Annotated in this window: 20 protein-coding genes; 9 read left to right on the forward strand and 11 right to left on the reverse strand. The window is 70.1% G+C overall.

Annotated features, from left to right (window positions below; all coding sequences use genetic code 11):
• Positions 1–91 precede the first annotated feature (91 nt).
• Positions 92–481, forward strand: coding sequence for a hypothetical protein (locus OG223_RS17265; protein WP_329248957.1), 390 nt, complete (start codon positions 92–94; stop codon positions 479–481).
• A gap of 24 nt (positions 482–505) precedes the next feature.
• Here the strand turns inward: OG223_RS17265 and OG223_RS17270 are convergent, their stop codons facing one another.
• Complete coding sequence (locus tag OG223_RS17270; protein WP_329248960.1) at positions 506–1,429, reverse strand: sulfite exporter TauE/SafE family protein; 924 nt, start codon at positions 1,427–1,429, stop codon at positions 506–508.
• Between the two features lie 119 nt (positions 1,430–1,548).
• Positions 1,549–2,007, reverse strand: coding sequence for an RrF2 family transcriptional regulator (locus tag OG223_RS17275; RefSeq protein WP_043687133.1), 459 nt, complete (start codon positions 2,005–2,007; stop codon positions 1,549–1,551).
• Positions 2,008–2,125: 118 nt separating this feature from the next.
• On the opposite strand from OG223_RS17275, the gene OG223_RS17280 reads away from it, so the two are divergent.
• On the forward strand, positions 2,126–5,101 hold the full coding sequence (locus tag OG223_RS17280; RefSeq protein WP_329248964.1) for a glycoside hydrolase family 35 protein: 2,976 nt from the start codon (positions 2,126–2,128) through the stop codon (positions 5,099–5,101).
• 5 nt (positions 5,102–5,106) lie between these two features.
• Here OG223_RS17280 and arfA read toward each other — a convergent pair whose 3' ends face one another.
• From arfA to OG223_RS17305, 5 genes are all read right to left on the reverse strand, one after another.
• Positions 5,107–6,621, reverse strand: coding sequence for an arabinosylfuranosidase ArfA (gene arfA / locus OG223_RS17285; RefSeq protein WP_329248966.1), 1,515 nt, complete (start codon positions 6,619–6,621; stop codon positions 5,107–5,109).
• Positions 6,622–6,709: 88 nt separating this feature from the next.
• Positions 6,710–7,678, reverse strand: coding sequence for an arabinan endo-1,5-alpha-L-arabinosidase (locus tag OG223_RS17290; RefSeq protein WP_329248969.1), 969 nt, complete (start codon positions 7,676–7,678; stop codon positions 6,710–6,712).
• Between the two features lie 21 nt (positions 7,679–7,699).
• Positions 7,700–8,563 carry a carbohydrate ABC transporter permease gene (locus OG223_RS17295; RefSeq protein ID WP_329248972.1) on the reverse strand — a complete coding sequence of 288 codons (864 nt, stop codon included), beginning with the start codon at positions 8,561–8,563 and terminating at the stop codon, positions 7,700–7,702.
• A complete protein-coding gene (locus OG223_RS17300; protein WP_329248975.1) occupies positions 8,560–9,498 on the reverse strand; it encodes a carbohydrate ABC transporter permease in 939 nt (312 codons plus the stop codon). Before OG223_RS17300 ends, OG223_RS17295 begins: the two co-directional genes overlap by 4 nt.
• Complete coding sequence (locus OG223_RS17305; protein ID WP_329248977.1) at positions 9,495–10,844, reverse strand: extracellular solute-binding protein; 1,350 nt, start codon at positions 10,842–10,844, stop codon at positions 9,495–9,497. The genes OG223_RS17300 and OG223_RS17305 overlap by 4 nt, the downstream gene beginning before the upstream one ends.
• Positions 10,845–11,122: 278 nt before the next feature.
• Here OG223_RS17305 and OG223_RS17310 point away from each other — a divergent pair, with 278 nt between their 5' ends.
• The 5 genes from OG223_RS17310 (at position 11,123) to OG223_RS17330 (ending at position 16,784) form a co-directional block, all read left to right on the forward strand.
• Complete coding sequence (locus tag OG223_RS17310) at positions 11,123–12,373, forward strand: DUF6545 domain-containing protein (protein ID WP_329248980.1); 1,251 nt, start codon at positions 11,123–11,125, stop codon at positions 12,371–12,373.
• Between the two features lie 29 nt (positions 12,374–12,402).
• Positions 12,403–12,948, forward strand: a complete 546-nt coding sequence (locus OG223_RS17315; RefSeq protein WP_329248982.1) for a toxin — start codon at positions 12,403–12,405, stop codon at positions 12,946–12,948.
• On the forward strand, positions 12,945–14,150 hold the full coding sequence (locus OG223_RS17320; protein ID WP_329248984.1) for an MAB_1171c family putative transporter: 1,206 nt from the start codon (positions 12,945–12,947) through the stop codon (positions 14,148–14,150). Before OG223_RS17315 ends, OG223_RS17320 begins: the two co-directional genes overlap by 4 nt.
• Positions 14,147–15,322, forward strand: a complete 1,176-nt coding sequence (locus OG223_RS17325) for an MAB_1171c family putative transporter (protein ID WP_329248985.1) — start codon at positions 14,147–14,149, stop codon at positions 15,320–15,322. The genes OG223_RS17320 and OG223_RS17325 overlap by 4 nt, the downstream gene beginning before the upstream one ends.
• A gap of 64 nt (positions 15,323–15,386) precedes the next feature.
• Entirely contained in the window at positions 15,387–16,784 is a 1,398-nt protein-coding gene (locus OG223_RS17330) for an NAD(P)/FAD-dependent oxidoreductase (protein ID WP_329248987.1), read from the forward strand.
• Positions 16,785–16,875: 91 nt separating this feature from the next.
• Here the strand turns inward: OG223_RS17330 and OG223_RS17335 are convergent, their stop codons facing one another.
• From OG223_RS17335 to OG223_RS17350, 4 genes are all read right to left on the reverse strand, one after another.
• Positions 16,876–17,718, reverse strand: coding sequence for an SMP-30/gluconolactonase/LRE family protein (locus OG223_RS17335; protein ID WP_329248990.1), 843 nt, complete (start codon positions 17,716–17,718; stop codon positions 16,876–16,878).
• Complete coding sequence (locus tag OG223_RS17340; RefSeq protein ID WP_329248992.1) at positions 17,715–18,488, reverse strand: IclR family transcriptional regulator; 774 nt, start codon at positions 18,486–18,488, stop codon at positions 17,715–17,717. The genes OG223_RS17335 and OG223_RS17340 overlap by 4 nt, the downstream gene beginning before the upstream one ends.
• 120 nt (positions 18,489–18,608) lie before the next feature.
• Positions 18,609–19,850, reverse strand: a complete 1,242-nt coding sequence (locus tag OG223_RS17345; RefSeq protein ID WP_329248996.1) for a helix-turn-helix domain-containing protein — start codon at positions 19,848–19,850, stop codon at positions 18,609–18,611.
• Between the two features lie 4 nt (positions 19,851–19,854).
• Positions 19,855–20,007 carry a hypothetical protein gene (locus OG223_RS17350; protein ID WP_329248998.1) on the reverse strand — a complete coding sequence of 51 codons (153 nt, stop codon included), beginning with the start codon at positions 20,005–20,007 and terminating at the stop codon, positions 19,855–19,857.
• Positions 20,008–20,180: 173 nt separating this feature from the next.
• Between OG223_RS17350 and OG223_RS17355 the strand changes: the two genes are divergently transcribed.
• Positions 20,181–21,158 carry a DUF3068 domain-containing protein gene (locus tag OG223_RS17355; RefSeq protein ID WP_329249001.1) on the forward strand — a complete coding sequence of 326 codons (978 nt, stop codon included), beginning with the start codon at positions 20,181–20,183 and terminating at the stop codon, positions 21,156–21,158.
• 215 nt (positions 21,159–21,373) lie between these two features.
• A complete protein-coding gene (locus OG223_RS17360; RefSeq protein WP_329249003.1) occupies positions 21,374–22,528 on the forward strand; it encodes a glycosyltransferase family 4 protein in 1,155 nt (384 codons plus the stop codon).
• The last annotated feature ends 13 nt before the right edge of the window (positions 22,529–22,541 follow it).

The following is a 22,541-nucleotide window of genomic DNA, read 5'->3' on the forward strand; positions in this document are numbered from 1 at the left end:
GATCTGATCCGAATCGATAGGGTGCGGGTCTCGCACCGGGGGTCGGCGGCGTTCCTGCCGACGGCCCCCGGGCGCCACTGAAAGGAACGCCGTGCTCGCGCAGCTTCCCCTCGTCTACCTGTTGCTCATGGCGGCGTTCGCCACGTTCGCCCTCTGCTTCGTCGTGGACAGGTGGATGAAGGCCCGCAAGCTGACACTGGGCGTCCTCGTGGGCTCCCTCGGCTGCTGTCTCGGCATGATCGCGGTCGGCGCCGTCCAGCCCGCGCACTGGAATTCCCGGCAGATGCTGGTGATGTATTCCTTTGTGTGGATCGGCCTCGCGGCAGGTCTGATTCCGCCCAGGAAACTGTTCCTCGAATACGGCGACGAATGGCGTCGGGGAATCAAACGGGACACCTACGCCTACCCCGCGCGATACCGGGTGATCATGTATGTCTCGGTCGGCGTCATGTGCTTCTTGGCATTCGTTCTCGCGACCTGACCGCCTGCCGATTTCCCGGTCCGGCTACACCGCCACCGGCTCCCGCTCCTCGGCGCGCTCGGCCTCCGCCGTCCTTTCCTTGCGATAGGCGCGGATCGAGTACGCCAGGGCGGCGGCCCATATTCCGTAGAGGACGACGTACACCGGAGTGCTCAGCGCGCTCGACGCACCGCCCGACGCGCCGATCCAGTCGCTCTTCAGGAGCGTACGGACGTTGGTCACGACGATGATCCCGCCGACCGCCGAGCCAAGGACCCGCGGCGGCACCAGCCGGACCAGCCAGGCGGCGACCGGCGCGGCGACCACACCACCGAGCAGGAACGCGATCACCCATGTCCACTTCAGGCCCTGCGAGCCGAGCGAGAACAGGAAACCGAGGCTCGCGGCCACCGCGACCAGGAACTCGCTCGTGTCGATCGAACCGATCACCTTGCGCGGCTCCATCCGCCCGCTGGCCAGCAGCGCCGGCGTGCCGACGGGCCCCCAGCCGCCGCCACCGGTCGCGTCCAGGAACCCGGCGACCAGACCGAGCGGCGCCAGGAACCGCTTCCTGAGCGGCTTGCCGAGCTGCCCCTTCGGCAGCCCCTTGAAGGTGAAACGCGACATGACGTGGACACCGAGCCCGAGCAGGATCAGCGACATGACCGGCTCCGCGACCTCCGTCGAGAGCTTCGACAGCACGGTGGCCCCCAGGAACGACCCGACCGCGCCCGGTACACCGATCTTCGCGACGACCTTCCAGTCCACGTTGCCGAACCGCCAGTGCGAGGCGCCGGACATCAGCGTCGTACCGATCTCGGACAGATGGACCGTGGCGGAGGCGGCGGCCGGATTCGTCCCCATGGCCAGCAGCAGCGTTGTGGAGGTGACCCCGTAGGCCATACCGAGGCTGCCGTCCACGAGCTGGGCCCCCAGGCCCGCGAGGGCGAGCAGTATCAGCGTGCGCATGTCGTGCGTCCCGTCGTTCCCGATTCCTGGGTTTCCCACCGGTTGGGTAGGGATGAACGGGAGCTGACGCTAAAGGGTGATTCTGAGTGCGGCCTGAGACGACGATGAACGACCCGCCGCTACGGGTTCTCCCAGGCCGCCGGTTCCGCCGCCAGTGCCCGTACCGGCTCCGGCAGGGCGTCCGCCGCGATGTCGGCGAGCGTGACGCCCTCCAGGATCTTGCGGACGTTGGCGCGCAGGGCGATCCACAGGGGGAGGAGGGGTTCGGCGGTGCCGGTGTAGGCGAGGCCGGTGGGGCGTTCGCCGCGCACGGACACGATCGGGCCGTCCACCGCGCGGATGACGTCCGCGACGGTGATCGCGGTCGCGGCGCGCGCCAGCCGGTAGCCGCCGCCCCCGCCACGCCGGCTGTCGACGATTCCGGCGCGCCGGAGGTCGCCGAGAATTCCCTCCAGGAACTTGTGCGGGATGTCCTGCGTCGTGGCGATGGTCTCGGCCTTCAGCGGGCCGTCGTCACCCCGTACGGCGAGCTCCAGTACCGCCCGTACCGCGTAATCCGCCCGTGCCGAGATCCTCATGCGTCCATTGTGGGCCGTTCTGGCGTACAGAATGACCCCGCACGACGGCCTCCTGGGAACACCACGGAAAATGGCTTCGCACGTGCCGCCGACGGACCGGACCCGGGAGGAGCTTCCAGTGGAGCTGAGCAGGCGTACCTTCAGCACCCTCGCGGGCACGGCCGCGCTCGGATTCGCGCTGGGCGGTGGCAGCGGCGGCAGTGGTGACGCGTACGCCGCGCACGTCGTGCCGACCGGCCCGCCGCCCGCCCCGCCCACCGCGGACGGGCAGCCGCACACGATCGGCTACGACCGCCACTCCCTGATCGTCGACGGAAAACGCCTGGTCCTGTGGTCGGGCGAGATGCACCCCTTCCGGCTGCCGAGCCCGTCCCTGTGGCGGGACGTCCTGCAGAAGATGCGCGCCTTCGGCTACAACGCGGTGAGCATCTACGTCTCGTGGAACTACCACTCCCCCGCCCAGGGCCACTACGACTTCACCGGCGTCCGCGACCTCGACCTGTTCCTGCGCACGGCCGCCGAGACCGGGCTGTACGTCATCCTGCGCCCGGGCCCGTACATCAACGCCGAGATCGACGCGGGCGGCTTCCCCGGCTGGCTGACCGCCACCAAGGGCACCGCCAGGACGGCCGATCCGACGTACCTCTCGCACGTCGACGAGTGGCTGACCCAGGTCGACTCCATCGTCTCCAAGCACCTGTTCACCCAGGGCTCGGGCACGGTCCTGCTCTACCAGATCGAGAACGAGTACGACGGCCAGCTCACCCATCCGTCCGGCGCCGCCTACATGTCCCACCTGTACAAGAAGGTGCGCGCCGACGGCATCGACGTCCCCCTGTTCCACAACGACAAGGGCCGCAACGGCTATTGGACCCCGGGGTCCTTCGACATCGGCGCCGACACGGGCGGTTGGCTGTACGGCTTCGACGGGTATCCCTCGCCGTCCCAACTCCCGCCGGACTGGGGGTACTTCGGGACCGGCGGGGCGAAGGGCGGAGCCACCGCCAGCCCCAAGACCCCTGGTTTCGTACCGGAGTTCGGCGGGGGCTGGTTCGACCCGTGGGGCGGGTCCTGGTTCGGGGGCAAGGGGTACGCGGAGTCGCGCCGGACCCGGGACGCGGCGTACGAGCGGCGTTTCTATCTCACCAACCTCGCCAACGGACTCACCCTGCACAACGTCTACATGACCTTCGGCGGCACCTCGTGGGGCTGGCTGCCGGCGCCGGTCGTCTACACGTCGTACGACTACGGCGCCGCCTTCGACGAGGGCCGCAACGCGACCGAGAAGCTCGTGCCGATGCACCAACTGGGCCATCTGCTGCGGACGGTGCCCGACTTCGCCAAGCTGGACCGGGCGGCGGACGTCAAGGCGGACGGCCTGAAGGTGTACCACCTCACCAACGCCGACACCGGCGCCCATGTCTACGTCCTGCGCAACGACGGTACGGAGCAGGTCACTTCGACGCTGCCGACCGCGAGCGACGACATCGAGGTCACCGTCCCGGCTCAGGACGCCCGCCTCCTCGTCACCCAACTCGCCCTCGGCGGGCGCAAGTTGAGGTACTCGACCATCACCCCGATGATGTCCCTCACCACCGGGCGGCAGGACCTCGCCGTGTTCGCCGGGAGGCGCGGCGAGATGGCCCACGTGGTGCTGGACTGCCCGGAGGAGCCGGTGGTGACCCGCCTCGACGCGCAGGCCGCGTGGGTGTGGGACCGCGGTCTCCTGCACGTCACCGTCCCGCTCGGCATCGGCGGCCTGACCCGGATCCTCGTCCAGGCCGGCGGCGTCGACAACGCCCTCCTGCTGATGTTCGCCGACGAGGCCACGTCCGTACGCCTGTGGCCGTACGAGACCGGAGCGGGCACCGCGCTGGTCTACGGCCCGGCGCTGCTGCGCGAGGCCACGATCAGCGGGACGACCGCCCAGCTCACCGGCGACACCGTCGGCGAGACCGGCCTGGAGGTGTGGGGCCCGCGCGGCCTCACCGACGTCACCTGGAACGGGCGGCCGGTGCCCGCGACCGTCACCAACGCGGGCAGCCTGCGCTCGAACCCGGACGCGCTGCTCCCGGGGGTGCCCGCGGTACCGCTCCCCGTGCTCGACAACTGGCGGCGGAAGGTGGAGAACCAGGAGGCCGCGGTCGCCTTCGACGACTCCAAGTGGACTGCGGCGAACAGGACTTCGACGTTCAGCACAACGCCCGTGCCGGCCGGACAGCCCGTGCTCTTCGCGGACGACTACGGCTTCCACTACGGCGACGTCTGGTACCGGGGCCGCTTCACCACGACCACCGGCGACAGCGCGGAATCGGTGACCCTCGCCTACAGCACCGGCACCCAGGGCATGCTGATGGCCTGGCTCGACGGGGTGCCGCTGGGCACGCACCGGATGCCGGTCCCGACCACCAGCAGTGTGCGGCAGGGCAGTTGGACCGCGAAGGCGACCTTCGCGGTCCCGGAGAAGCAGCGCGCGGCCGGTGCCCATGTCCTGTCCGTGCTGGTGCGGCGGATGCAGCACGACCAGGACGGCAAGGCCCTCGACACCCACAAGGTGGCCCGCGGCCTGACCGCGGCGACCTTCAAGGGCGCCTCCCCGAAGGTGAGTTGGCGCATCCAGGGCGCGGCGGCACCGGATCCGGTGCGCGGTCCGCAGAACAACGGCGGTCTGTACGGCGAGCGCGAGGGCTGGCATCTGCCGGACTTCCCGGACTCGGGCTGGGAGGCCGTCACCCTCCCCCGCGCCGACAAGCGGCAGGGAGTGGCCTGGTACCGGACCACCTTCAAGCTCGCCGTGGACAGCGGCATCGACGCCTCGGTCGGCCTGGTCCTCGACGACGACCCGGCGCGCGCCTACCGCGTCCAGATCTTCCTGAACGGCTGGAACATGGGCCAGTACATCAACGACGTGGGCCCGCAGCACACCTTCGCCCTGCCGAACGGGATCCTCCGCACCCGGGGCACCAACACCCTCGCGCTGGCCGTCCTCTCCGACGGCACCACACCGGCGGGCCCGAAGGACGTACGGCTGACGCTGCTGGGCAGTGCGGCCGGAGGAGTACCGGTCTCGCCGGTGGCCTCCCCCGGCCGCTGACCACCTCAGGCCAGCCGGATCACGTTCCAGGACAGCGGCTCCAGTACGGCGGTCAGGGTGCCGTCCTGGAGGGCGGTGCCCTCGACCGGGTGCGGGGCCACCCGCTCCGGGTCCGCCAGGGTGTTGCGGGCGTCCGGGTCGGCGTCCGCGAGCGCGCTGTGCTCGACGACCGAGGTCAAGTCCAGGCCGTTCAGGGCGACTTGGAGCGGGAGGGGCTCGGTGCGGCTGCGGTTGACGGCGAACACCGTGACCGAGCCGTCGTCGCCGCGCACCGCGGTGGCGTGCAGCAGGTCGGCCTCGCCGTACTTCTGCGTCTCGTGGGTCGGGGAGTCGACGCGGACGTCGAGGACCTGGCCGCGGCCGTACTTCGAGGCCTGCGCGAAGGGGAAGAAGGTCGTCTGCCGCCAGGCCGGGCCGCCCGGTTCGGTCATGATCGGGGCGATGACGTTGACGAGCTGGGCGAGGCAGGCGACGGTGACGCGGTCGGCGTGCCGGAGCAGGGCGATCATGAGCGAGCCGAAGACGACCGCGTCCATGACGCTGTAGTTGTCCTCCAGCAGGCGCGGGGCCTCCGGCCAGTCGGCCGGGTCCGCGTTCTTCGCCTGCTCCTCCCAGTCCGCCGTGTACCAGACGTTCCACTCGTCGAAGGAGAGGTTGATCTTCTTCTTCGACTTCAGGCGGGCGCCCACGTGGTCGGCGGTCGCGACCACGTTCTCGATGAAGGACTCCATGTCGACGGCCGAGGCGACGAAGGAGTCGAGGTCGCCGTCGAGCGGCTGGTAGTAGGCGTGCAGCGAGATGTAGTCGACCAGGTCGTAGGTCTCCTGGAGGACCGTCGCCTCCCACTCGGCGAAGGTCGGCATGGCCTGGGCGGAGGAGCCGCAGGCGACGAGTTCGACACCGGCGTCGATCTGGCGCATCGCGCGGGCCGTCTCGGCGGCGATCCTGCCGTACTCCTCGGCGGTCTTGTGGCCGGTCTGCCAGGGGCCGTCCATCTCGTTGCCCAGGCACCACATGCGGATGCCGAAGGGGTCCTTGTCGCCGTGCGCGATCCGCTGCTCGGAGAGGGCGGTGCCGGCGGGGTGGTTGGCGTACTCCTGGAGTTCGAGGGCCTCGGCGACGCCCCGGGTGCCCAGGTTGATCGCCATCATCGGCTCCGCCTGGGGGCCGACCTTCTTCAGGAAGGCGATGTACTCGGAGAGGCCGAAGCGGTTCGTCTCCGTCGAGCGCCAGGCCAGGTCGAGGCGGCGGGGGCGGTCCTCGGCGGGGCCCACCGAGTCCTCCCACTTGTAGCCGGAGACGAAGTTGCCGCCGGGGTAGCGGATGGCGGTGACGCCCAGTTCACGGACGAGGTCGAGGACGTCCTGGCGGATGCCGTCCTCGTCCGCGGTGGGGTGGCCGGGTTCGAAGATGCCGGTGTAGACGCAGCGGCCGAGGTGTTCCACGAAGGAGCCGAAGAGGCGGGGGTTGACTTCGCCGATCGTGAAGGCGGGGTCGAGGGTGAAGCGGGCGGTACGCATGTGCGCCTTTCGAGGTGGGTGCCTTGTGTTTCGTCGGCGGGTACAGGTTCGCTGTGGCTGGTCGCGCAGTTCCCCGCGCCCCTAAAAGCTAAAAGGCCTTGGGCCAGCCGGTGTTTGTCCAGCTCAGGGTGTTTAGCCCTAGCTTTGGTGTGCCTGAATCCTCGCCGTCGTAGTAGTGGTATGCCAAGACATCCTTACCTTTGTCTTGGAAGATGGATTCTCCGCCTGGGCCTATGTAGCGGCCGTGGCTTGCGAGGAGTAGGTCTCCGCCGCCTGCCAGCATCGACTTGCCTGTGCTGTCCGCGTACGGGCCCGTGATCGACGTCGAGCGGCCGACCCGGATCTTGTAGGTGGAGTTCACGCCGGCGCAGCACGCGTCGTAGGACGCGAAGAGGTAGTAGTAGGCGCCGTGCTTCAGCACATACGCGCCCTCCACCGCGTACGGCGCGTCCGGGCGGGTCGCCAGTTGGGCGACCGTTGCGCCGGGGATCGCCTTGCCCGTCGCGGGGTTGAGTTCGACCAGGCGGATGCCCGTCCAGTACGAGCCGAACGCCATCCAGAGTTTGCCGTCCGCGGTGATCAGCGCCGGGTCTATGGCGTTCCAGGCGTCCGTCGTCTCCGAGGTGAAGGCCTTGCCCTGGTCGGTCCAGGTGCCGGGGAGGCCGGTGGGGGACGTTGCCACGCCGATCGCGGAGTGGTTGGTGCCCCAGGAGGAGACGGCGTAGTAGAGCCAGTAGCGGCCGGCCCGGTAGGAGAGGTCGGGGGCCCAGGGGTCGCCGGTGGAGTTGTAGTCGTACCACCAACTCGGAGGCGTGGCGAAGGCGTTGCCCGCGTCGTCCCACTGGACGCGGTCCTTGGAGGTGCGGGCGCCGATGACGCCGCCGGTCGAATAGGCGACGTAGGAACCGGACTTGAGGCGGATGACCGTGGGGTCGTGGATGATCTGCTGGCCGGTGATGGGCTGCGGGTCGGGGTAGGTGACGGCGGCCCCGGCCGTGGCGGGGAGGATCGCGATCGCTGCTGCGGCGAGCAGGGTCGCCAGTCTGTAGTGCTTCAACTCAGTACCTCCGAAGGTGAGTTACTGGCCGGCCAGACCGGTGTGGGCCACGCCCGCCACGATCTGGCGCTGGAAGAAGACGAAGACGATGATCAGCGGCAGGCCCGCCATGAGGCCGCCGGCCATGAGTTGGGCCCACTGGATGCCGTAGGAGTTCATGACGGTCGCGATGCCGTTCGGCATGGTCATCAGGTCGGGGTTGTTGGTCACCATGTACGGCCACAGGAAGTTGTTCCACGAGGCGATGAAGGTGAAGATGCCGACCGCGGCGAGCGAGGGGCGGGACAGGGGGACGACGATGGTGAAGAAGATCCGCCAGCGGCCGGCGCCGTCGATGAAGGCGGCCTCCTCCAGTTCGCGGGGGATGCCCTGGAAGAACTTGTAGAGGATGTAGACCATCGCGGCGGGCGCGCACTGCGGCAGGACCATGCCCCAGTAGGTGTCGACCATCCCCATCTGCTGGACGGTGGTGAAGAGGGGGACGCCGAGGACTGCCGGGGAGACCATCAGGCCCGCCATCACCGTGCCCATCAGGACGGACTTGCCCTTGAACTCGGTGCGGGCGAAACCGTATCCGGCGAGTGCCGCCACGGTGACCACGATGGCCGTCACCAGGACCGACACCACAAGGGAGTTGACGAACCAGTCCGTGATGTTGCCGGTCTTCCAGAGCGCCTTCCAGGCCTGGCCCGTCCAGTCCTTCGGCAGCCAGTGCGGCGGGATCTCGGCCGCCTCGGCCTCGGACTTGAGCGAGGTGAACAGGGCCGCGGCGATCGGTGCCACGAAGAGGGCGGAGACGGCGGCGCCGAGGAGAGTGAGGACGATCTGGCTGGGCGTCCAGGGCCTGCGAGGCTTGCGTACAGGGGTGGTTGTGGCCGCGGTCATCGGGTGCCCTCCTCACGGTTGCGCAGCAGCGCCATCCGCGTGAGGGCGACGGCCGCGATGATCACGAAGAAGATGATGGACATCGCGGAGGCGTAGCCCACGCGGTAGCTGGTGAAGCCCTGTTCGAGGGTGTACTGGACGAAGGAGCGGGTGCTGAGCTCGGGTCCCGGTCCGAAGTCCATCATCACGACGGCCTGGTCGAAGAGCTGGAGCGAGGCGAGGGCCTGGAGCGCGATCACCAGGCCGGTGATGTGGCGCAGCATCGGCAGGGTGATGTGGATCGTCCGGTGCCAGGCGTTGGCGCCGTCGAGCTTGGCGGCCTCGTAGAGGTGGTCGGGAATGCCCTGGAGCGCGGCGAGGTAGAGGAGGAAGCTGAAGCCGACCGTCCACCAGAGGGTCTCGATGACGATGGCGAGCATCGCGTAGGACTTGTCGGTCAGCCAGGGTGTGGTGAGCCCGAAGGTCTCGTTGAACAGGCCGATCCCCTGGGTGAACAGCCACTGCCACATGTTGCCCGCGACCGTCGACGGCAGCAGGAACGGCGCGAAGAAGCACAGCCGCCACAGCCACTTTCCGCGCTCGATGTGGTGCGCGAGCATCGCCAGCAGGAAGGCGAGGATCGTGATGCACGGCACGACGAGCAGCGTGAAGTACGCGCTGTGGCCGAGCGCGTCCCACATCGCCCGGTCGTGCAGAGCCTCGCGGTAGTTGTCGAGGCCGATGAAGTTCGCGCCGTCGCCGGAGATGTTGGCGTCCGTGAGACTGAGGTAGACGCCGCGCAGCAGCGGCCAGACGACGAACAGGGTGAAGAGCGCCAGGAACGGGGCGACGAACCAACCCCCGTGCTGGAAGCCCTGGTTGCGGCGGACGGTCGCGGTGGCGGTGGCGGTCCTCGCCCGCGCCGGTGCGATGACGGTCTCGGCGCTGGTCGTCATGCGGCTGCACCTCCTTGCGCGGCGGTCCTGCCGTCCATCGGGTTCTTCGAGGCGAGGAGCTTGGTGAGATGGCTCTTCATCGTCCGCGCGACGGCGGCCGGCTTGGCGGAGCCCGTCGTCGAGGAGACCACGAGGGGGCCGAGGTCCTGCGCGAGGACTCCGGTGGAGCCCGCGAACCACACCTTCGGCTCGGTGGCCTGGTGGTTCATCGCGGAGACGTACTCGTTCTGCGGAGTGAGCTTCTTGTACGCGGCCGTGGACAGCGTCGGCGTGTACGCGGGGATGTGGCCGCCGGCGGCCCACTGCAGGGCGTGCGTGACGACGTACGCGGCCAGTTCGTGCGCCGCCTCGTTGGTGGCACCGCCGCGGCCCGCCTGGTGCGGCAGGACGAAGGAGTGCGACTCGGCGTGCGTGGCCTGCCTGCCGAAGACGGGCGGCAGCGGAGTCGCGCCGTAGTCCAGCTTCGCCCCGGAGAAGACCGGCACCGACCAGTTGCCCTCCCAGGTGAAGGGGGCGCCGTTGATGAACTGCTCACCGGTCGGCGCGCCCGGGATGACGTAGCCGTCGGTGACGTGCCTGCGGAAGAACTCCAGGACCTGGGTCGCCTTGTCCACGTCGAAGAGGACCTCGGTGTCGCCGTCGTTGAACCACGTGCCGCCGAGCTGGGTGTAGAAGGCGACGAAGAACCACCACTGGAAGTTCTGGTCGTTGGTCCACAGGCCGATGGTCTGCAGGCCCTTCTTCTGGACCGCCTTGGCCTTCTTCAGGACGTCGAACCACTCGTCGGTGGAGGTGACTTGGATCATCCGGCCGTCGTCGCCGAGCAGGTCCGCCTTCCTCAGCACGTCCTTGCGGTAGAAGCAGAGCTGTACGTGGATGTCGAGCGGCAGGGCGTACAACTTGCCGTCGATGACACCGCGGTTCCACAGCGCCGGGTTGTAATCGGCCTTGCGTACGCCGTACTTGGCGAGGAGGTCCTCGTCCCACGGGTCGAGGAGCCGGCCCGGCGAGAAGCCCGCGACCCGGCCCATGTGCATGACCCCCAGCTCCGGTGCGTGGTTGCCCGCGGCGGCCATGGCGAGTTTGGTGTAGAAGGGGTTGCCCCACTGGAGGGTGGAGTCCTTCACGTCGATGTCGGGGTGTTCTTCACGGAAGGCGTCCAGCATCGCGATCATGTTGGCGCCGTCGCCGCCGCTGAAGAGGTTCCAGTAGCGCACCCGGGTGTCCGCACCGGAGGCGAGTGCGTCGGCGCCGGTGCCGAGGGCCGCGAAGCCGAAGCTGCCCGCGACCGCGAGGCCGCCCGCGGCGGCCAGTAGGTGCCTGCGATTCAGGCCAGGTCGTCCCATTCCCTGCCCTTGCTGTCGAAGTCCAGTGATGCTCGGCGATACTCCTCGGTGTTCGATATATCGAATGATGCTCGTAGCTTCGAACGGGACCGTAAAATCGAAGCGCTTCCGCGTCAATGGGTTGAGCAGAGTGCACGGTTCATTCTCGGGGGCGATTTCCGGACACAGCGGTCGTTCCCGGTCCCACAACGGCCACCGGACGACATGACGTTGGCAGTTGTGGGCGCGTAACCTCGGACCGGCTGTGCAGCGGACGGCGGGAAGGGGGAGCGTACGACGTGGTGACGACCTTCCTCGGCGAGCTGTACACGTCCTTCGTGTGGATCCCCACCGCGGTCCTGGCCGTCGCCCTCGCGCTGAAGCTGCCTGCGGTCATCCGGCTGTGGGGGGACCCGCTGCTGCGGGCGGCCGGCGGGCTGCTGCTGCTCGCCTGCGCGCTCTTCGTGTTCGTGACGCCGCCGGTCATCGGCTGGACCAACCGGGTCACCGGCGTGCCCAACTTCTCGGCGCCGTGGGTGTATTCGCTGCTCACGGCGTTCAGCGGGGCCGGGTTACTGCTCATCGTCGCCTGGCGCGACGGTCTGTCCGACGGCTCGAACGCGACCCGGCGTGCCAGACGCCGGGTCATCGCCGTCTACTCGGGCGTGATCGTGGCTCTGTGGGTGCTGTTCGCCCTCGCCGACGTGCCCGTGGAGCGGGTGCGGGACCTGGACACGTACTACGCGAACACGCCATTCATGCGCGAGGAGATCCTGCTCTATCTGCTCGCGCACACCGTGGCCTCACTGATCACCGTGCGGCTCATCCGGAACTGGGTGCGCGCGGACGGGCTGCACGGCTGGCTGCGCTGGGGACTGAGGTTCCTGGGCGCCGGCTACGCGCTGGGCCTCGTCTACGATCTCGCCAAACTCACGGCGGTGACGGCCCGTTGGACGGGGCACGACCTCGACGCGCTCAGCACGGACGTCGCGCCGTGCGCGGCCTGCCTCGCCGCCGTCCTGACGGCCGTCGGTTTCATCCTGCCGCACACCGGCCAGTATCTGCACGGCCGTCTGCGCGTCCGTCTCGCCCACCACCAACTCCGGCCGCTGTACCTCCTGATGCGCAGCGTCGACGGCGACGGCGTCCCCTTCGTGCTGTGCGCCACCCCCGAACTGCGCCTGATCCGGCGGGAGACGTACATCCGCGACGTCCTCCTCCCCCTCGCCCGCCACCTCGACGAGGACCTCCGCACCCGCGCCCACCGCGCCGCGCTCCGGCTCGACTGCGCACCGGCCTGCGCGAAGGCCCTCGCCGCGGCGGTGGCGATCCTGGACGCCGTCGACTCCGCCGGCCTCCCCGCGCGCCACGGGACCAGGACCGGCCATCCCGACACCGCCGACCTCCTCCAGGAGATCGGCCCCGTCTCCCGGGCCCTGCGCCACCACGACACGATCGCCGCGGTACGCGCGATGGTGCGGGGCGGGGGCACGGGGGCCGGTGCGGCGGAGCGGGCCGGTACCGCCCGTGCCAACCCGGCGGGTGGCTGAGTCTGCGCATGTCCTGGCATATTGCAGCGGTGCGCACGAAGAAGGAGATGCGCCGGTTCGCCGGTGCCCTCATCGACCCCCTGCGCGTCCCGGTCCCGGCCGACCCCGAGGCCCTGTTCGACGCGCTGGTCGACTCCGTCACGCGCTGGCGGGGGCGTGAAGTCGTCGTGCGCCGCGAGGTGTTCCCGCCGCACACCGCCAGCGGGCTGTGGCTGGAGGGCGACACCTACGACGTCATCGTCATCGACAAACGGGCCGCCGCCTGGCACCAGATCGTGATCTTCTGCCACGAGGTGTGGCACATGCACCAGCGGACCGCCGACCCCGCCCCCACGTCCGGCCCGGCCGCCGACGGCAGCCCCCGGCCCGTCGCCGCCCGCACCGACTTCAGCCTCGCCGACGAACAAGAGGCGGACAGATTCGGCATGTTGATGAGCGGACGGCTGCGGCCCTGGCTGGAGGCCGCGGCGGCGGCGGACTCCGCGCACGACCCCGCCGTAGCGGACGACGGTACGCAGGCCGGGCTCGCCGGGCGTATCGGCGCCGCCCTCAACTATCGCGGGACGAGAAAATGAGCGGCCTGATCAACTACCTCAGTGCCGGCCTGCTGTGGCTGGGCATGCTCGTGAAGGCCCCGGATCTCATGCGCCACTGGCGCGACCCCTATCTCCGGGTCATCTGTGTGCTCCTGGGCCTGGCCGGGGCCTGCTTCTTCCTCGGGGCGCCGCCCACCGTCGGCGCGATCAACCACTTCAGCGGCGTCACCAACCTCGCCGCCCCGCTGACGTACGCGTCGATCACCGCGTACAGCGCCTCCTCCCAGGTCCTGATCGTCTACTGGCGGGGCGGACCGCACGTCCACCGCACCGCCCGCCGCTGGATCGTGGCGTACGCCCTCGTCCTCGTCGGCATCGCCGTGATGTTCGCGCTCGGCCACACCCCCGTGGAGCGCCGCACCGACCTGGACACCTACTACGCGAGGACACCGTTCATCACCGAGATGATCGTGCTGTACCTCTCCGGGCACCTCGCCGCCGTCAGTGTCACCACGGTGTCGGCGCTGCGCTGGGCCCGGCAGGTGCGCGGCTGGCTGCGCGCCGGGCTGATCACGCTGGGCGTCGGCTCGCTGTGCGGCGCCGGGTACAGCCTGACCAAGTTCGCGGCGGTGATCGCCAGTTGGTGCGGACGCGACTGGACGAAGCTCGGCACGACGGTCTCGCCGGCCGCCGCCGGACTGGGCGCGGTCCTGATCGTCATCGGGGTGCTGATCCCGCTGGGCGGCCCCCGGCTGACCCAGTGGTGGCAGGCGAGACGGACGTACGCCCGGCTCGAACCGCTGGAACACGAACTGCACGAACTCCTCACCCGCCGTGCGCTACGGCTGCCCCGGCCGCGCTGGTCCTCCCCCGCGACCCGGCTGGTGTGGCGGCAGACCAGCATCCACAACGCGCTCGGCCACCTCGACGCGTTCTTCGACCGGGCCCTGTACGAACGGACCCTGGAGGCCGCGGCACGCACGACCGGCGACCCGGAGCAGGCCGAGGCGACCGCGTGGGCGGCGGTCGTCGCCGCGGCCGTGGCCGAAGAACGCGGCCGTGACACCGACGAGGAGCACGGCGGCCCGCGCCTCGCGCCCGCCGACGAACCGGGCAGGCTCCCCGACCGGGCCCCCGGCACCGCCCTCCTCCCGCACATCGCGGACGCGCTGACCCGGTCCCCGCTCGTCGCCGCCGCCCGGGTCCGCACCGGCACGACGGAAGGGAGCGCACGGGCATGAGCCTCATGGTGTACCTCGCCGCCGCCGTCTTCGGCCTGTCCTGCACCGCCCTGCTGGCCCGGCCCTCCACCGCCCCGCGCGACCCGCTGACCGTGTCCACCTGCGCGGCGATCGTCCTCGGCTCCCTGGGCCTCGTCTGCGCGGCACCGCCGACCCTGAGCGCGGTCAACGGCCTGACCGGCATCCCGAACTTCGGCGCCCCCCTCACCTACGGCATGATCTCCGCGTACAGCTGCTCCCTGCTGATCCTGCTGTTCCAGTGGCGGGGCGGCTCCCCGGCCCGGGTCCGCCGCATGGTGCTGCGCGGCATGGCCGCCTACAGCGCGCTGATCGTCGCCATCGTCGTGCTGTTCGCGCTGGCCGACCCGAACACCGAGCGGCTCACCGACCTCGACACGTACTACGCCAACACGCCCTACATGCGCGAGATGATCGTGCTCTATCTGCTCGGGCACAGCGCGGCCACCCTCGCGATGTGCGCCGTGTGCGTCTCCTGGGCCCGGGAGGTCACCGGCCTGCTGCGGACCGGGCTGCAACTGATCCTGGTCGGCACCCTGTTGGACGTGGTCGGCTTCCAGCTCACCAAGTACACGGCGGTGGTGGCCCGTTGGACCGGTCACGACCTCGACTTCCTCTCCACCGGTGTCGCCCCGCGGATGGCCTCGCTGGCCGCCCTGACCTGTTCCGCGGGCTTCGCCCTGCCGAGGCTGCTGCCCACGGCCCGCGCGCACTGGCGCTACCTCGACGACCTGCGCGGTCTTGGCCCGTTGTGGTCGGAGGTCCGCTTCGCGTCCATCGCGCCGAAGCCGCCCAGCGCGCTCTGGCAGCTCCCCCGGATGCGGCTGCACTGGCGTGAAGTGTCCATCCACGACGGCCTGTTGGCCCTCGCCCCGTACTTCGACGACCGACTGCGCGAACGCACCCGTGAGGCCGCCCTGCACAAGGGCCGCTCCGCGCACGAGGCCCGGGTGGTCGCCGAGGCGGCGATGGTGGCCGACGCCGCCCGCCGCGCCGCCGCCCGCGAGGCACCCTTCGACACCCCGAGCACCTACCGGCTCTACGCCACGGAGGTCTCCGACACCTGCGGGCTGGTCGAGTTGGCGCGGGCGCTGGCCCGGTCACGGCTCGCCACGGCCGTACCGCACGGTACGGTGAAGGCCACCCCCCGTTGAACAGGCCCCTGTTGACCCCTGCCTGGCCCAACACCCCCGATTCCCGGCCGACTTGAGGAGCCCCATGTCGCGCAGAGCTGTCGTCGTCGGTGCCGGACTGGCCGGCGTACTGGCCGCGGCCGCCTTGTCCGTGCACGCGGACGAGGTGATCGTGCTGGACCGGGACGAACTGCCCGACGGACCGGAGCACCGCAAGGGTCTCCCGCAGGGACGCCACGCCCATCTGCTGATGTCCGGCGGCCTGGCCGCGATGGAGGATCTCGTCCCCGGCGAGAGTGTGCGCGGCCGGCTGCTGGACGCGGGCGCCCACGAGATATCCCTCAACTCGGGCATGCTGGCGCTGACCCCGGAGGGCTGGCTGCGCCGCTGGCGGCACCCGGGCCCGCGCATGCTCACCTGCAGCCGCGCCCTGCTGGACTGGGTGGTGCGCGAGGCGGTCCTGGCCGGCACGAAGACCGAGATCCGCAGGGCGCAGGCCCTGGAACTCCTCGGCGACGCCCGCGCCGTCACCGGCGTCCGCATCTCGACCGACGCCGGAGAGACGGACCTCGAGGCCGACTTCGTGGTGGACGCGAGCGGCCGCGGCTCCCGCATCGTGCACTGGCTGGAGACGCTGGGGGTGACCGGCATCGAGGAGCGAACGGTCGACTCCGGCCTGGTCAACGCGACCCGTATCTACCGCCGCCCCGAGGGCGCCGAGCACTTCCCCCTCACGATCCTCCAGGCGAACCCGTACGAGTCCCGGCCCGGCCGCGCCGGAATGGTCCTGCCCATCGAGGGCGACCGCTGGATGGTCAGCCTCGCCGGCACCCGCGGTGCCGAACCGCCCGCCGACCCGGACGGCTTCCGCCAGTACATGCGCGACCTGCCGGACCCGATCCTCGCCCGCCTGATCTCCGGCGCCGAACCCCTCACCGACGTACACACCAGCCACAGCACGCAGAACGCCCGCCGCTACCTGGAAAAGGTCCGGGACTGGCCCGAGGGCCTGGTGGTCCTCGGCGACGCCCTGGCCACCTTCAACCCGGCCTACGGACAAGGCATGTCGGTGGCGGCACTGGGCGCCAAGATCCTCTCCCGCGAACTGGACGAAGAGGGCTTCACCGCCCCCGCCCTCGCCACCAAGGTCCAGCACGGAGTGGCCGCCCCGGTGGAGGGCGCCTGGGCCATGGCGGTGGGCCAGGACATCTGGTACCCCGCGACAAAGGGCCCCGCCCCCACGACCGCCGACCGCCTGATCACCCGCTACTCCCGCCGCCTCCTGAAGGCGGCAACGGGTTCCTACCCCGCGGCGGCAGCCTTGGCGACGGTGACCAGCATGGAGGCCGACGCATCAACCCTGATGCACCCCGGCACCCTACTGGCAGCCCTCAACGGCCCACTCCTGCCCCCGCTTTCGGGCCCACCACTGACTCCGGCGGAGCGAGAAACACTGGAGGCCCTGGACAGCGCAGGGGACTGAAGTTCCATAGGGGCGCGGGGCTGTATCGATATGCGGCTCCGCCGCGCGGGCGCGACCAGCCACGACGCTCCCGCACCCAAAAAACCGAACCTCACCCGGCAAAAGCAGGCTGCGCCAACCCCTTCCCCGCCCCCGGCACAACCAACAGCGACCCGGCAACAGGATGCGGCGAGTCAAGGCCCACACGAGCCGTCGTAACGTACAGGTCACTCAAATCCGCACCCCCGAACGCGCACGCGGTGACCAGCGAGGCAGGCAACCGGACCTCACGGTCCAACTCCCCGTCCGGCGAATACCTCCGCACCGCACCCCCACCCCACAACGCCACCCACACACACCCGTCCGCATCAACGGTCAGCCCATCGGGAAACCCCGCCCCCGCCTCGACCTCAGCGAAGCGCCTCCGCTTCGAGACCCGCCCGTCCGCATACTCGAACACATCGATCCGACGCGTGGGCGAGTCGATGTAGTACATGAGCCGCCCGTCCGGGCTCCACCCCGTCCCGTTGCTCACGGCGACGTCATCAAGGATCAACTGGACGGAACCGTCCCCGGCAACCCGCGACAACGACCCCCCGCACGCCGCCTCGTCGTACCGCATCGTGCCCACCCACAACGCCCCGTCGGGCGCGACGGCCGCGTCATTGGCCCGCCGCCCGGCGACCGGCTCACGGTGCAGCCACCGGAACCCCCCGTCGGGATCGACCAGCCCGACCCCGTCCCGGAGATTGAGGACCAGCCCTCCCCCGACCCGAGGCTTGGCCGCGCCCACGTGCTGCTCGGTCACCCGTACCGTACGGACGCCGGACACGGGATCGTACGTATGCACCCGGGACCCGAGGATGTCGATCCAGATCAGCCGCCCGGCCGCCGCGTCCCACGTCGGCCCCTCGCCGAGCGTCGCCTCCGCCCGTACCGCCACCTCGTACGTCATCCCACGCTCCGGTGTCCGAGCCGCTCCGACAGTTCCGCGGCGCCCTTCACGGCGAGCTGTTCCAGTTCGTCCCGGCGCTCGTCGCTCCAGCGGATCATGGGGACGGAAATGGACAGCGCGGCGACGACCTGTCCGGCACGGTCCCGGACCGGTGCGGCCACGCACGACACATCCGGGTTCGACTCGCGGCTCTCGACCGCGACCCCCCGCTCCCGGATCCCGGCGAGCGCCTCCCGCAGGGCGCCCGGCTCGACGATGCTGTTCGGCGTCATCGCGACCAGCGACGCGTCGGCGGGGATGCGCGCGGTCAGCTCCGGCTCGGGAAGCGAGGCGAGCAGCATCTTGCCCACGGAGGTGCAGTGCGCGGGCAGCCGACGGCCGGCCGCCGACACCATGCGCACCGCGTGCGTGGAGTCGACCTTGGCGATGTAGATGACGTCGGTGCCTTCGAGGATGGCTACGTGCACGGTCTCGTCGCAGGTCTCGGCGACGGACCGGGCGACCTGCTGCCCCTCGGCGGCGAGGTCGAGCTGCTCGGCGTACCGGCTCCCGAGCTGGTACGGACGGACTCCGAGCCGGTAGCGTCCGGGTTGACCGGGCACGGGCACGATGTACGACCGGGCGGAGAGAGTGGTGACCAGTTCGTGCACGGTCGTGCGCGGCAGTTGCAGCTTGCGCACGATGTCGGGGGCGGAGAGCGTCCCGTCCCCGTCGAGGAAGAGCTCGAGAATGTCGAGAGCCCGGGTCACGGCAGGTACGAGGCGTCCCACACCGGCCCCCTTCTGAGAGTGGTATCGACTGGCGCGTTCGAAATTTCAACTGACGATCGGGATAACGAACACAGGCTAGCCATAGAGGGTTGCACGGGCAATGGTCGCGTGACCATGTGACTACCGACCGGCCCTGGGATCGCCCAGTTCACCCCGCAACCGCTGGGCGCGCAGCACGAGTTCGAGCTGGAACCGGCGGTCCGGGTGATCGATCTCGTCCCCCCACAGTTCACGGATCTGCCGCAGGCGATACCGCACGGTCTGCGGATGCACACCGAGCCGCGCGGCCATCTCCGGCGCCCCACCGCGCGTCTCCAGCCACGCCAGCAGGGTCTCCGCGAGCCGCCGCCCGTGCGTCGGCCCGCAGTGCTCCAGCGGCGCCAGACAGCGCAGCGCGAGATCGTCGATCAGCTCCTCGGGCTGGAGCAGGACCAGCGCCTCGGTGTGCTCGGTGCAGTACAGAACATCCCCGCCCGGCAACAGCCCCCGCTCCATCAGCCCTACGGCGGCCTCGGCCCAGCGCGCCGACTTCACCGCGTCGGCCAGCGGCACCGGCGGCCCGATCGCGCCGGCCCAGCCGGTCAGCGCCCGGTGCAGCAGCTCGGGCCGGCCGGCGGCATCCGGTTCGGGGACGACCATGCGGGGCCGCTCGTACTCCATGTCGAGCAGCACCTCCTGTCCTACGGCGGGGGCGACGGCCTCACGGGCCGGGCGCAGCAGGACGCCGACGGAGACCTTGTCGGGCAGCGGCCAGCCGATCCGGGCGGCACGTTCGGAGAGGGCCTCGGCCGGGTCGCCGCGGTGGTGCTCGGCGAGGAGGAGTTCCATGAGCCGCCGCTGGAGACGCAGCCGCTCCCCCGCCTGCCGGGCGGCGGCCTCCGCGTATCCGCGCACGGACTGGTCGACCAGCCCGTCCAGGTACTCGTAGCCCGTGTCGACGAGTTCGTACATCGCGGGCGGCGGGATCTCCACCCGCTGCCCGATCTCGGCCAGCCGGCGCCAGGCGAGCCGTACGCCCATGCGGTAGATCGCCTGGAGCGAGTCGAGGCTGCGGCCGTGCAGGCCCTCACCGCGCCCGAACTCCTGGAAGACGCCCGGCGGTACGGTCGGGCGGCCCTCGGCGGTCTCCAGGTGCTGGACGAAGACCTCGATGGCGCGCCGGATGCCGACCAGGGCCATCGGCTCGCCCGACTCGTCGAGGACCAGGGGCAGTTGGGGGTGCTCGCGGCGGATCTCGCGCAGGATCTCCTCGGCGAGCGCGGGCGCCTCGGCCATGGCGATCGCCGCGAACTCGCGCACCTTCAGGCGCGGTACGTCGTGCCACGCCGAGCGCGCCGTCACGGTCGCCGGACGGGCGGCCACGGGGTCAACTCCCCTGATCCGCTTGCTCGTACGTGACCAGGGGCGTGTTCGGCTGGTCGGGTCTGGCGTCGAGCAGCGCGACGATGCCGAGCGCGGCCCCCACGGCGAGGGCGGCGGCCAGGGCCACGGTGAGTGCGGCGGCGAGCAGTCTGGGCATCGCGGGGTCAGCCTCTCTGTACGGAGCCTGTGCCACCACCCCTGCCCAACGGCCCCAGTGTCGACAGACATTGACGCTCAGTCAAGACATTGACACTCCGTCTACGGGCGCCTACGGTTCCCGGCCCATAGAGCGGCCCGAACTCCGAAACCACATCCCACTGGAGTGTCCGGATGCGCCGTACAGCCTCTCCATTTTCCTTGATCCTGCTGGGACTTGGCACGTTTCTGCTGGTCCTGGCGCCGCTGCTGGCGTGGTACGTCGAGCCGCGGGCCGCCGTGACCCCGATCGACATCGACACGACCGCCGTCTACCGGGGCACCGGAAGCTACTTCGACACCGGCGAGTTGCGGACCGTGGACGACCAGCGGATCACCGTGACCCAGCAGGTGCGCGGCGAGGTCGCGGACAGCGAGAAGAGCGGGGCCGCGGTCTGGGACGTCACCACGACCGTCGACACCGACAAGTCGCTGCCGGCCGCCGATCCGCACGACGCGCTGGAGTTCTTCCCCAACCGCTGGGTCACGGACCGTAGGACCAACAAACCGGTGCACTGCTGCCACGAGAACCCGTACTTCGAGGGCGACGCCTTCCTGAAGTTCCCGTTCGACGTGCGGAAACAGCCGTACCAGTGGTGGGACAACTCCCTTGGCGCGACGGTGACTCTGCGCTACTCGGGGACCAAGAAGGTGCAGGGCTACTCGGGTTACGTCTTCAAGGGCACGGTCCCGCCCTCGAAGATCGGCACCCGCCTGGTCCCCGGCAGCCTCGTCGACCAGCCCAACTCCCCTCAGATATTGGCCGAGGAGTGGTACTCCAACCACGGCATCGAGCTGATCGTCGACCAGCGCACCGGCCGGGTGATCTACGCCCGGACGGGCCCCCGCCGCACCCTGCGCGCCCCCGGCCACGCCTACGACGCGGTCCTCCTCCTGGATGCCGACAAACTCGCGTTCACCACGGCCACGCAGCAGGAACAGGTGAAACTGGCGAAGCGGGAGAGCAGCCAACTGCGCCTGGTGGGGCAGTCGTTGCCGATCGGTGCCGCTGTGGCCGGATTCGTCCTCGCCGTGGCGGGTGGCGTTTTGGTGCTACGCGGCCGTCGGCGCCCGGAATCGACTACTTCACCCGAGTATCCACCCACGATGTGACGTGACGTCAGTTCTAATAACCCCGGAAATTGTCATGCGGGTGAGTAGCCGTCGGGAACGGCGGGGCGAAAACTGTCCACCCAACCCGGGCACAGCCCGCCCACAGAACTCCACACCGTGTCCCGCCCGTGCCCGCCTCCCCTCATCCAGCAGAAACCCGTAAAACCCTCTAGAACCTCACAGAGTTCCGCACCCTGAGACGAGTTGGAGCACCCATGCCCCAGCACGTGCCCCATTCGCTGCCCCCCACGTTTCCCCGGGTCGCGCAGCACCCCCCGGCGCCGGTGCCGCAACCACGCCGGATCGTCTTCCTCGCCCACCGGGACCTCGACAATCCCCAGGCCGGCGGCTCCGAACTCCTCGTGGACAGACTCGCCGACGGACTGACCCGGCTCGGCCACCAGGTGACGCTGTTGTGCGGCGGCCCTGCCTCCTACCGCGACTATCGCGTGGTCTCCGCCGGCGGTGCCTACGGTCACTTCCTGCGTGCGCGTACCGCGTTCGCCCAACAGGTCGGCGACTGCGATCTGTTGGTCGAGGTGTGCAACGGGATGCCGTACTTCGCGCCCGTGTGGCATCGCGGGCCGACGCTGTGTCTGGTCAACCATGTCCACACGGATCTGTGGAAGATGCGGTTCGGCGGGCCGATGGCGCCGGCCGCGCGGATCGGGCGAAGACTCGAACACTGGGCACTGACCGGGGCGCAGCGTCGCGGGCTGTTGGTCGCGGTGTCTCCCTCAACTGCGTGTGCGCTGCGCGGGATCGGGGTCGAGCGGGAGCGGATCCGGGTTGTCCACAACGGAGTCGAGGAGCCGGGGCCTCGGGCCGAGCGCTCGCCGGAGCCGCTGTTCGTGGCGGTCGGGCGGTTGGTCGAGTACAAGCGGATCGATCTGTTGCTGCGGTTGTGGGAGCGGGTACGTCCCGTGACCGGCGGGCGACTGGTGATCGTCGGTGATGGTCCTGAACGTGAGCGGCTTGAGCGACTCGCGGGCCCTGGCGTGGAGTTCACCGGGCATGTCTCCGAGGCCCGGAAACATGAACTGCTGTGTGCGGCCTGGCTGTTGGTGCATCCCTCCGCGCTTGAGGGGTGGGGCCTGGTCGTGACCGAGGCTGCCGCCCGCGAGACGCCGGCGATTGCGTTCGACGTGCCTGGGCTGCGGGACTCGGTTGTCGACGGGGAGACGGGTGTCCTGGCCCGTGGTGAGTCCTCGTTCGCGGCGGCGTGGTGTGCGCTTGCGCTGTCCGCGCGTCGCCGGGAGGTGATGGGCGAGGCTGCTCGTGATCTTGCCGCGCGTTATCGGTGGGATCGGACGGTCAGACGGTTTCGGATGGTGGCCGGGGAGGCGGTGAGGGGTTGGGGGGCGTTGTGAGTTGGCTGCGGGT

It is taken from the genome of Streptomyces sp. NBC_01478 (genome assembly GCF_036227225.1).
Taxonomy (GTDB): domain Bacteria; phylum Actinomycetota; class Actinomycetes; order Streptomycetales; family Streptomycetaceae; genus Streptomyces.